Annotated in this window: 6 protein-coding genes and 1 pseudogene; all 7 read right to left on the bottom strand. The window is 56.8% G+C overall.

The window, feature by feature from the left end; genetic code table 11:
* Window positions 1-583 (bottom strand): annotated as a pseudogene (locus tag ABX962_RS19060) (hypothetical protein); the annotation flags it as partial.
* Window positions 584-691: 108 nt separating this feature from the next.
* A complete protein-coding gene (locus tag ABX962_RS19055; RefSeq protein ID WP_372721618.1) occupies window positions 692-2,791 on the bottom strand; it encodes a hypothetical protein in 2,100 nt (699 codons plus the stop codon).
* A gap of 309 nt (window positions 2,792-3,100) precedes the next feature.
* Entirely contained in the window at window positions 3,101-3,445 is a 345-nt protein-coding gene (locus ABX962_RS19050; RefSeq protein ID WP_372721617.1) for a rhodanese-like domain-containing protein, read from the bottom strand.
* Window positions 3,446-3,507: 62 nt separating this feature from the next.
* Window positions 3,508-4,368: an ATP phosphoribosyltransferase gene (hisG, locus tag ABX962_RS19045; RefSeq protein WP_372721616.1), complete on the bottom strand. Its 861-nt coding sequence runs from the start codon at window positions 4,366-4,368 to the stop codon at window positions 3,508-3,510.
* A gap of 34 nt (window positions 4,369-4,402) precedes the next feature.
* The gene (locus ABX962_RS19040) at window positions 4,403-4,759 is read right to left on the bottom strand and encodes a phosphoribosyl-ATP diphosphatase (RefSeq protein ID WP_372721615.1); all 357 of its coding nucleotides are present in this window, start codon (window positions 4,757-4,759) and stop codon (window positions 4,403-4,405) included.
* Between the two features lie 208 nt (window positions 4,760-4,967).
* Entirely contained in the window at window positions 4,968-8,507 is a 3,540-nt protein-coding gene (locus ABX962_RS19035) for a c-type cytochrome (RefSeq protein ID WP_372721614.1), read from the bottom strand.
* A gap of 269 nt (window positions 8,508-8,776) precedes the next feature.
* Window positions 8,777-10,762: a sialate O-acetylesterase gene (locus ABX962_RS19030; RefSeq protein WP_372721613.1), complete on the bottom strand. Its 1,986-nt coding sequence runs from the start codon at window positions 10,760-10,762 to the stop codon at window positions 8,777-8,779.
* Window positions 10,763-10,855: the final 93 nt, after the last annotated feature.

Raw genomic sequence — 10,855 nt, 5'->3', positions numbered from 1 at the left:
GCAATCCCCAACCGGAACTTTCCGCAGTCGGCATCGGCTCGGCGGCAGCCGAATCTGCAGCAGGGGGATCAAAGCTAGGGACATCGAAATTCGGAGCGTTGGTTGCAGCAGAGGGTTGAGGTGTTTGCAACGCCGCACCTTCAAACGAAGGGGCATCAAACGACGGGGCACCGAACGACGGGGCTTCGGCAGGACTGGCACCTAGCGAGTCGGGCAGCGGCATCGAGTTGGCTGGACCATTGGCGGGTTCGGTGTACTGGACTTGCGCCACGCTGCCATAGTTCGCAGCGGCGTCGGACGCGACCGGTTGACTGATCGGGGCGACGTCGCCGAGCGGGCCAGCGGGCATGCGCGCCAGTAGGTTGTTGGGGCCTGCGGCGGGATCACTCGCGTCGCTTGCTGCGGTTGCATCCGCTTCGATACCGACGATGGGAGCTGGTAATTGGCCGGGAGCTGCTGCAGCCGCCAGATTCCAGTCGGATTCGTGGCGATCACCACGGTCTTTTTGGGCTTGCGCTGCTGCTAGAGCTCCGAGCAAAATCGTAATCGCACCAGCGGCAAGTCGTACGCCAAACGGTTTCATGGGTCGCAATCCTTCGCGAGAAAACTAGCCAAATCTTTTGGCTTCTAACCTATCGTTAGCAAATTTCGGAAGGCTAGCGAAAGAGCAAAACCGAAAAAAAACGACGGACTAGGCCACCGGAGCGCCCGAGTTTTGACTCATTCGCTTCGCCGCCACCAAGTCGTGAAACTGGTGACGCAGGTTTTTTAACCAGAAAGCAAGGTACACGTTGCCAACAATCGAAATCAGTAGCAATCCGTTAAACAGAGGCTGAGCCGCAACCGTTTTAGTGGGCGCCGCGCCGCGTGAGTACGCGTCTCGCTCGGATGCCAACGCGGCTTCACGAGCATCCGCATCGCTGTAGCGGCGCTCGAGGTCCGATGGCGAACGGACGTTTTCGGCGTTATTGCGATCTTGTGACGTGTACGTTTGACCCGCTGCGGATCCACCAGGGGCACCCGAATTTCGCGGTGGAGCGTTTCCACCCGCAGTATTTGCATTCGTATCGTAACCAGCGGGCCCGCGCGGAGGCGGCGCTGTGTTGCCAGCGGATTGGTCGGCTAGGCGAGTCGTGTTGTTGTACGGATTGGGAATGATGTGACCGTAGCTGTCCAGCAAATTGCCGTCGCGGTCGATGGGGCGTCCATACGCGTCAAAGCTCCATCCATTCGGTGGCAGCTTGGCTGCGTCGCTGCTCGATAGTCGAGGGTCGGCATAGCTATTGCCGATCGCCGAAGCGGCGGTGCCATCATTTGAAAACGATTGTCCATACGTGCGGCTGCTCGGGTCACTGGCACCAGTATTGGCAAAATTGCTGCTTTGCCCCGGCGCCGACAATGGAGTCGATTGACCGTAGGGATAGGCGGGGGGTGTTTGCGTGGTGGTGGACGGAGGCGGATTGGATTGTGCTCGTGCCGCCTGTGCTCGTTCGTACTGCTCACGATCGTAGAGTTGCCGTTGATAGGCAGCTTGCTGCTCTTGTGCTGCTCGCTCTTGAGCCAGTTTTTCCTGAGCGGCCCTTTCCTGGGCGGCCCGTTCTTGGGCGGCCCTTTCTTGGGCGGCCCGCTGCTGAGCGGCCGGGTCGTCGGCGGTACGTCGTGTGGTGTTCAGCGCGTCGGGGACTCGCCCAAACGTCGCCGTCGTGCCTAGCCCCGAGGTAGATGTGTTGGTCGTCGGCAACTGGTTCGGTGGCGAGTTACCCGTTCGGTTGTCGCTTGATGGACTGCCGATTGGGTCTGTCGACGGACCACCTGCCATGTTCGTTTGGGAACGCAGGTTCATCTGGTTCAAGTCTTGCCAATCTTTGTCACGGCCACGCACCATTTCGCGTGTGTTGGTCGGATCGGTCGAAGGGCCTGACGCCAACGAACGATTGTTAGCGGTCGCTGGATCGGCCCCGGTGAACGAGGGAATCTCCGATCGATTGGCGGCGGGCGTTCCCGGCGCGTTCGCTGTGTTGTTGTTCGATCCAGTGGCGGCGGTGAAATCGAAGCCATTGCGAAGCGCGTTGCTGGCGCGGTCTGCCATCCCCGCTGCGGTTTCCTCGGCCTTTTGGGCGGCGCGATTCATCGCGGCGTCAAGTTCCCCGCGGGTGCGATTACTAAGATCTTGGGCGGCGTCGTTCAACCCGTCACGGACATTGGCAGCGGTATTTCCTGCTGCTTCTTGCAGCGATTGGGGGATCGCCGAGGAGGGGAAAAGGAATTCAGAACCGGCGCCGGGCGAGCTGGCGTCGGGCTTCATCATCGCTTCCGCTTGGAGTGCGCCCCCCGCAGGAATTCCGGCCAATTTGTTTTGCCCACCCTGTAAACCAGGAATCGGTTGTACCGGTGAACCCGCCGTCATTTGCGGAATCGGAATCGGTTGTTCGTCGTTGGCGTCAAAGGCGTTTGCGTTGCGATCACGCCGCGTCTGGGTTTCCACAATCGCAGAATTGGTCCCACCGCTGGGCACTGGGACTTTGGGCACTGGGACTTCGTGACGGAGTTGTGAGATCGCCGAAGGTGTCTCACGCGGCAAGCGTTGGTTGCCCACACGGATCACCACTCGGCTGACATGCCCTTGAACCTGAGGGTCGATGACGCTGGTCACTTCACCCGATTCCTGCAGCCGATCAAGCTGATCCGCCGGGACTTGGATGATGTACTCGACACCTCCACCGCCGTCGGGTTGCCAGCCATAGGTGACTCCGATCGCGGCGAATAGCAGTAGCACGGGGACTCCGCCCATTGCTTCAATCCTTGAACAAGTGCAAAAAAACGACCGCCAAGGGCCTTGCGTTTGCACCATCAACGATTCAAAAAGGATTCAAATCATCTTGGGCAAGACCACTTTTGCGCGACTAATGCTGGCGATGATAACCCCCTGAGCCCTTGTCGGTAAAGAGACATTTAGTGGGCAATTCACGCAGTATTTGGCGGGCCTGGCAAACAGGGCGGCTTGGGTAGAGTGCTGGCTGCGTCGTTTCGAATTGATAGCAATTGCAATTCGAAACTGACATGCGAGTTTTGTGAGAATCGCTATTGCGCCGACAACCGTTTAGTAGCGATTGACCGAGGGGTCGATTTGTTGGCTCCACACGTCGATGCCGCCGTCCATGTTTTGCACTTGGTTGAAGCCGCGACTACGCAGCGCTTCGGTCACTTGCAGACTGCGTCCGCCATGATGGCAATGAACGACAATCCGGCGATCTTTGTGTTCTTCGAGTTCATGCACGCGGGCTCCGATCTCGCTGAGCGGCAGTAGCGTGCTTCCGGTGATCTTGGCAACCGCGTACTCGTTGGGTTCACGGACATCCAGCAACAAAAAGTCGTCGCCTTGTTTCAACATTTCGGAAACGGTTTGGACGTCAATTTGGATCGGTAGTTCGCTGGATTGGGACATGAGAAGTGGGGACCGCAGAGTGAGGAGTGAGGAGTTTGCAAGGTGGCGGTGACGATTGGCCGCTACAGCCGGCAATTCGACAGCGTGGTTTCAAAGATGGCCGACGCTCCGAGCTTTTCGAGCTGCTCCATCGCGTCGATCACCTGCTTTCGCTGAACCATCACGCGGACGCTGCACCAATCTTTGTCTTCGAGAGCGTTGACGGTGGGCGAGTTGAATCCAGGAGTGATCGTTTCCGCGTCGGCCAGTTTGACGCGTGGAATGTTGTATTCCAGCAGCGAGTAGTCTCGCGCGATCACGACCCCTTCGAGTCGTCGGACGACGCGGTCGGCGGTCGCTTTGTCGCGGCACTGATCGTTTTGGATCAGAACGGTCTCGTACGAATCGATTTCATCGAGGATGCGAAGCCGGTTTGCCGCCAGCGTGCTGCCGGTTTCGACCAGATCAACGATGGCGTCGGCGACCCCAAGCTGGATCATCACTTCGACGCTGCCGGTCAGCGAGACCAAGTGTGCCTTGGCGTCAAAACCAGCCAGGTAACGCTCGGTGATCGCAGGGAAGCTGGTGGCAATCCGCTTGCCGTCAAGTTCGGCGGCCGAAGTGATCGGTGCGTCTTCGGGGACACAGACGGCCAGTCGACAGCGGCCGACGCCCAAACGCATTCTTAATTGGACATCCGCGCCGGCTTCTTCGACCAGGTCGCTGCCGGTGATTCCCATATCGATCGCACCTTCGGCGCACAGCGTCGGGATATCATCGGTTCGCAGGAAAATCAAATCGATCGGCAAACCGCCGACGCGAGCAAACAGTCCGCGGGATTGACGACGAAACCGCAGCCCGGCTTGATTGAGTAGATCGCCTGCAATTTCGCTAAGCCGTCCCTTGCTAGGCAATCCGATTCGAAGATTGTTTTCGGTGTCCAAAAGATTCTGCTTTCTTGTGCGATCTTGTTACTAATTACTCGGCGTTTGAGCCACTGTTTTTGCCGCGGCTTGCTTTTTCGACAAGCCCCGATGTGCCTTCGCGACGGCCCAATTCATCGGCCACTTCGCTCAGATCGACCCCTTTCCACGCCAATAAGACCATCGCGTGGTAGATCAAATCGCCCGCTTCATAGACAAAATGCTCGCGTCCGGCGTCCCCCTCTTCGCTGGCCGCCTCGATCATTTCCTCTGCTTCTTCGCGAATTTTTTTGCCAATCTTCTCCGGCCCCCCATCGAGCAGTTTCGTGGTGTACGAGCCTGTGGGCCGATTTTTGGCACGTTCTTGCAGCGTTTGCATCAAACGGACGAGCGGATCAAGCGAATCAGACATGGGGATCAAATGCGGTTTGGTAACGGAGCGACATGGGCCGATTTCGTAGCAAAAGTCGCCAAGACTTTCGGTCAATCGAGCGGACCGACGAAACTAAGGCCTAGCCTATTGTCCCGGCACCAATTGGCAACCGCACGACGCTAACGCAGGCCTCGATTTGCCTTAAATATCGGCTGATTCGCCCGTTTTACTCATTCGCTCGTTTTACTCATTCGCCTGCTGCCGCGATCGCGGATTGTTGAGTCAGCAAGAAGGCCACGACATCCTGGATCTGCCGAACGGTCAACGTTTCGGAAAAATTGGTAGGCATCAGCGACTCGGTTGAGTCTTTGCGCTGTTCGATATCGTCGGTCGCCAGCGAGAATTCCTTGCCGGTTTGGTCCGCCAACACCACCCGATTACCCTCTTCTCGCCGCAATAATCCGCTCACGATGTTGCCGTCAAGCGTCAGGATTTGCGTCATCCGGAACGCCACATCGACATTTCGATTCGGATCGACGACGTCTTCGAGCAATCGCTCGACACCTCGGTTGCCGACGCCATCGAGTTGAGGCCCGACGACACCCCCCTGCCCTGCGATTTGGTGACACGTGGCACAATGCTGTTTGAAGAGGACTTCGCCTTCGGCGGCACGGTCGGTCGAAAAATCATGTCGCATGTTTTCACGCAACTGAACCAGCAGCTGTGTCGTTTTTTCATTTTCAGGCGGCAGCTCGCGAGTGAGCTCGGCGATTCGCGTTTTTTGCTCGGAAGTTGCATTCCGCTGAATCAATTCGGATATGCGATCGTCCTTTAGTAATCGAGGCGACGCTTGGCCGAGTGAAATGTGAGAGAGTAGCAACTCAATGCCCAACGATTTTCGAGCGAGTCCTGCGGTGATCGCTCGCTGAAGTTCATACGGAGACGTTTCCAGACGACCAGCAAGTGCGCGGTGTGACGTTTCGCTACCGAGATTCGCGAGAGCAACGGCTGCAGCGACGCGAAGTTCGTTCGCTTCGTCGCTGTCGGAAAAAACGCGATCCAAGATCGGGACGATCGAGGCTTCGTCGCTCAAACGCAGCGAACTTGCCATGGCTTGTTTGCGAATTTGAGGCGATTGATTTGCGTCGTACACCAGCGACGCGACCGCGACGGCATGTTCGGTCGATCCAAACTGACCCGCCAGTTCGACGATCCGGTCACTGAATCTGTCTTCGCTGATGGTCACGATCGCAGGTTCGATTCGTCCGAAGGCGACCCACGCGTAAGCATCGGCCTGGTCTGCGTCGACAATTTCAATGACGGCGGTGCGGCCGGCGTGTTCCGCCAAGTCCCAGGTGTACTGCATCGCAACATCGCTTCGCGGTGGCGATTGTTTCGCAATCGTCTGGCCCGATTCGAGATCGACCAACCGAACCAAGTTCTTTTGGGTGTCGGGAGAACCAGGGAACCCGTTGTGCCCACACATCCAAAATTGCATTTGCCTGGGAACAGTGAACGGTGGACTTCGCAAGATGCCGGTCAAGCTTTCGCCGGCAGCGATGCTGTCCCAAAACACCGCTTGCGAATTTCCGTCGGCCGAATTTCGCTGGCGAATTCCCCACGGCGATTCAGACGCTGCGATCCCGGGAACTTGATGGTTGGCCCAGTGCGAGGAATTCGATGCGATTTGATCAAGCAATTCCGCGGCGATCTCGGACCACCAAACGCGGAGCGGTTCGGAGTGATCGAGTGACTTGCCGCGATGCTGCATTCCACTTGCCACGGCCCCCAGGATCTGAAATTGAGAGCGTGGATCGCTGGCGATTCGCTGCTTTGCGATCGAGATCAGTTTTGCAACTTGGTTGTCGGTTCCATGGTTGCCGATTTGGGTGGCGATACGATCGGCCCACGCTTCCGGATTCGTCGTAGTTTCCAGCAACATTAGACTCAGCCCCGCAGCATGATCCCCGTCGGTAACCGCGGACACCTCGATCAATCGCTCGCGAAGATCAGCCTCGATCGATTCCAGCGGTAACCCTGTGATGACCTGTTCGCTGAGAAGATGGTCACGAAGCGACAACCGAAGCGTGTGGATCAAGTGGGTGTCGTCGACCGCTGTGGTTGCCCACGTCTGCAGCATCGCTTTGACACTGTCGCTAGCGGGATGTCGCCCCAATGCATCGGCCGCCGCACGTTGCACAAACGCGTCGCTATCCTGCAAAGCATTCCGTGCCAGTGACGACTCGGTGGCGGTCCAGTCCATTCGCTCGGCCAGCATTTTCATCAAGTGGGTTCGTACGATCGCAGCGGGATCGTTGGCAAGTCGTTTTAGCGTTTCGTCGTCAAGGGTTTTGGTCCGCTCGAGTACCCACAAACCATGCGCACGAGCGGTGGCCGTGTTGCTCGACTCGACCGCGTCGCGGATTAAGCAGAGCGATTCTTCGTCGGCACGATCGACCAAATAATTCGTCGCCAGCGTTCGTACTTGCAAGTTCGGGTCGGACAATCGATCGACAAGTTCTTTTGCAGGCAGTTGCGTCAGATCCGTCGGGCTCAGTTGGACCGGCGACTTCGCGTCCCCTTGATAAACGACTCGCCAAACGCGTCCGTGCGTCCGGTCACGATCGGGATGATCCAGCGGGGCTTCGTAATGTCCAATCACCAAGTTGCAAAAGTCGGCGATGTACAGCGCTCCGTCGGGGCCCACAATCGCATCGACGGGACGAAACCAGGGATCGTCACTGGTAATGAAATCAGGCTGCGTTTGACACAGCAGTGTCGATCCTACCTGCGTTAATTGATCGCGATGAACTCGTCCGGTGACGGGGTTACAGATAAACAGATTGTCGCGATATTCCTCGGGGAAATGCTCGGCAGCGTAATATGCGGGGCCGCAAATTCCTGTGGACCCATGTTGGTGATCGATCATCGTGGGGCCATATCCGATCGGCGGCGGATTGCCACCAAATTGCGGGTACGTGGCGCCACGCAGCAGTTGATAGACCGGCTTGGAATGGCAGTCCGAATTGAACAGGTTGCCCAGTGGATCAAACGTCATTCCAAACGGATTGACTTGGCCTTGGGTCCATCGTTCAAAACGCGATCCATCCTCGCGAAACCGATACGTGTTTCCTGAATGCAGTTTCACCACATTTCCGCTGGTGTCGCTGATTTCACTGTGGTTTGAAAATCCGTGGCAACCATAAATCCAACCGTCAACGCCTCGGGTGAAGGAACTTGCATTGCCATGGACATCGATGTTTCCAAATCGCGTGTACCGAGTCGTGATCGCATCGGATTGTCCGTCGTGATCATGATCGATGACGTGAAAGATCGAAGGGATGGCATAGACCAGTGCTTCGCTGCCATCGCCGAGCGGGACATTTCCGATCGGAATGTTTAGCCCACTGGCAAAGTGAGTGATCTGCTTGGCGGATCCTCGAGGTCCAATCTCAACGACCGTCAAGCGATCACGTGGCGGGTTTTTACCGCCGCCAGCGAAATTCCCGCGGTCTGGCTCGACTCCTTCGCTTTGTGCGGGATAGGGATATTCGACGGAATGCGTCAACCACAACCGCCCTCGCGCATCGAAATTCAAGTTCATCGGCTGCCCGATGTCGGGATCACTTACAACGAGTTGAATTTCAAAGCCGTCGGGCAAGTGAAACAGGTTCACCTGATCGTCGGTTGACGGGGGCTTGGGCTGCGCCATCGCGATCGAATTCGTCGCGATCACAATGGCAATCGCACCGCAGATCAACACGAGGACACGAAACGAGGATGCCATTGACTTCAGTCCTTTCCATTCTGAGAAGCTTGCGATGAAAAAACTCGGACTAGTGCTGCGTCGCAGCTTACTTTTAGGGTAGTCGACGAGGCGACGAGTCCTCTTCATGCTGCATATTGCGAAGGACTCGCTGCCTCTCGTCCACTACAGCCAACCCTGATTTTTAGCTGTCACAGATCCACTAGAGCATTTTTGATTTTGATGTAGCCGTAGCCACGTTCTGGCGAACGCGGCTACGGTTTGAATCCCACGCCATCTGTCAGATTGCTCTATTTCGCTCGATAGACTTCCACTTCGCTGGTGAAGGCGAACGTGTTGTTGTAGCCGCCAGCCAAGCCGGAATGATGGTCGAGGTAGGTGAGCCGGACAAATCTTGCCGTGGTGTCGGCAAACGCAACCACTGCACGCTCGGCTTTGCCTTGCCCAAACGAATGCGTTCCGACTTCCTGAAACGTTTTTCCATCCTCGCTAAGTGAGATTGCCACGGTTTTGGTCGATCCCACATCGGGAACACCAAAGCGGACCAGGTTGATCGGTTGAGTCTTTTTTAAGTCGATGGTGACCGATTTGGGAAACTCGTCGCTGACACCGGTGGCAAAACATTGCGGGTTGCGATTGCCCCAGACGCCATCGGTCAATCCGCTGTTCCATCCCCACGCGTTCGGGTCGCTCGATTCCCAAGTGCATCCCAGTGAAAGGTTGTAGCCGAGAGATGGATCGATAGGCCAATGGGTGTGGAACGAGCACGCGGGCAGTCCGTCATTGTCCATCAAGTTCGGCATCGCCAATTTGTTCCAACCAAATCGCACCTGTTTCGGTTTAGGTACATTCGCCGATTGGACGACGACCTGGTTGCCATCGATCGTCGCGGTCGCAGGATGGAAATTACCATCGATTCCGGCGATTTCGAAATCGGTCAGAGGTTTGCCGTCACGAGACGCGAGTCCCGAATCGGCGTTGCTGAACATCACACGGATCGCTGCGCCATCGACTTTGTGGTTCGCGTAAAGGGGACCGCTGGGGTCGATGTCGGCTTGACCATAGGTGTCCGCCAATGCCCACAGCGATAACCGCCGTGCGACTTCTTTTTTGTGTTGCGGATGAATGTCTTTGAGCTCGGCAATGTCCGTGATCACCGCCATGCCCGTATTGGGGATTTTTATGCATTCACGCTGAGCGACCCAGAAACGTGCCAGGATTTCGGGATCCTCTTCGCCATATTGATAGGGTACGATTTGCACGAAATAGAAGGGCAATTCAGGCTGCTTAAATGCATTTCGCCAAGATGCGAGCAAGGCCTTTTTCTTGTCGACATAGCCTAGCCCCTCACCATGATTCGATTCACCCTGGTACCAAATCGCCCCGCGAATCGCCATCGGAACAAGCGGATGGATCATCGCGTTATAAAGCGCAGTCGGGGTGCCCTGGTTCTTGGCCAGCGTTGCGGGTTGGGTTGGCAGCGGAGGTGCCGCTTGGTTTTGTGCGAGCGATGCCTTTAACGATTCGGTCCACTTCTGGACTTGTTGTAAATGCGTTTCCTGCGATTTGCGGTACTCCGTTGTTCCAGGGGTTTGCGAGCGAATGCGATCGGCTTCACTTGACAGCGCGGGGACGGCTTCGAACCCATCGACGCTGGTCCATGGCTCGATCCGTGTTCCGCCCCAGGCACTTTGGATCATCCCTACCGGAACACCAAGTTCCTCGTGTAATCGCAAACCAAAGTAGTAGCCGATCGCCGAAAAACTAGCTGAGGTCTCCGGCGAACTCCGCGTCCAATTTGCGTCGACATCGTCTTGCGGCGTCAGTGCGGTGGTCAGCGGGACCGCGAACAACCGAAGGTTCGAATGAGTCGAGTTGGGAATGTCGGCTTTGGAATCTGCCTTCATTTGCATTTCCCATTCCATGTTCGATTGCCCCGACGCCAACCAAACTTCGCCCACCAACACATCGGTTAGCTCGAGGCGGCTTGGTTCTTTGCTGGATTCGACGATCAACGATTGAGGTTCAGCATTGGCCTTCATCGAATCCAGTTCAACCTTCCACTTACCGCTTTCGTCGGCCGTGGTGGTCTTGGTTTGGTTGGCGAACTTGACCGTGATCGATTCACCAGCGTTTGCAACGCCCCATACCGGAACGCTCTGTTCGCGTTGCAGGACCATGTGGTCCGAGAACACCGATGCGAGCTTTAGTTCCGCTGCGGAGATCAGCGGGGTGGGAAGGAGCAGGAAGAGCGTGAAGGCGAGGATTTGTTTCATGATGCTCGTGGGGAGGGGGGAGTGGGGAGGGGGGGAGTGGGAGAGTGGGAGAGTGGGAGAGTGGGAGAGTGGGAGAGTGGGAGAGTGGGAGAG

The organism is Novipirellula sp. (assembly GCF_041583735.1).
In the GTDB taxonomy this organism is placed as follows: domain Bacteria; phylum Planctomycetota; class Planctomycetia; order Pirellulales; family Pirellulaceae; genus Novipirellula.
The sequence above is the reverse complement of the archived record's forward strand: the minus strand, read 5'-3'. Positions and strand labels throughout refer to the sequence as shown.

Bases quoted from the DNA above. Each gene is read 5' to 3' on its own strand.
- ABX962_RS19055 (WP_372721618.1), bottom strand. From the start codon at position 2,791: ATGGGCGGAGTCCCCGTGCTACTGCTATTCGCCGCGATCGGAGTCACC.
- ABX962_RS19030 (WP_372721613.1), bottom strand. From the start codon at position 10,762: ATGAAACAAATCCTCGCCTTCACGCTCTTCCTGCTCCTTCCCACCCCG.
- ABX962_RS19050 (WP_372721617.1), bottom strand. From the start codon at position 3,445: ATGTCCCAATCCAGCGAACTACCGATCCAAATTGACGTCCAAACCGTT.
- ABX962_RS19040 (WP_372721615.1), bottom strand. From the start codon at position 4,759: ATGTCTGATTCGCTTGATCCGCTCGTCCGTTTGATGCAAACGCTGCAA.
- ABX962_RS19035 (WP_372721614.1), bottom strand. From the start codon at position 8,507: ATGGCATCCTCGTTTCGTGTCCTCGTGTTGATCTGCGGTGCGATTGCC.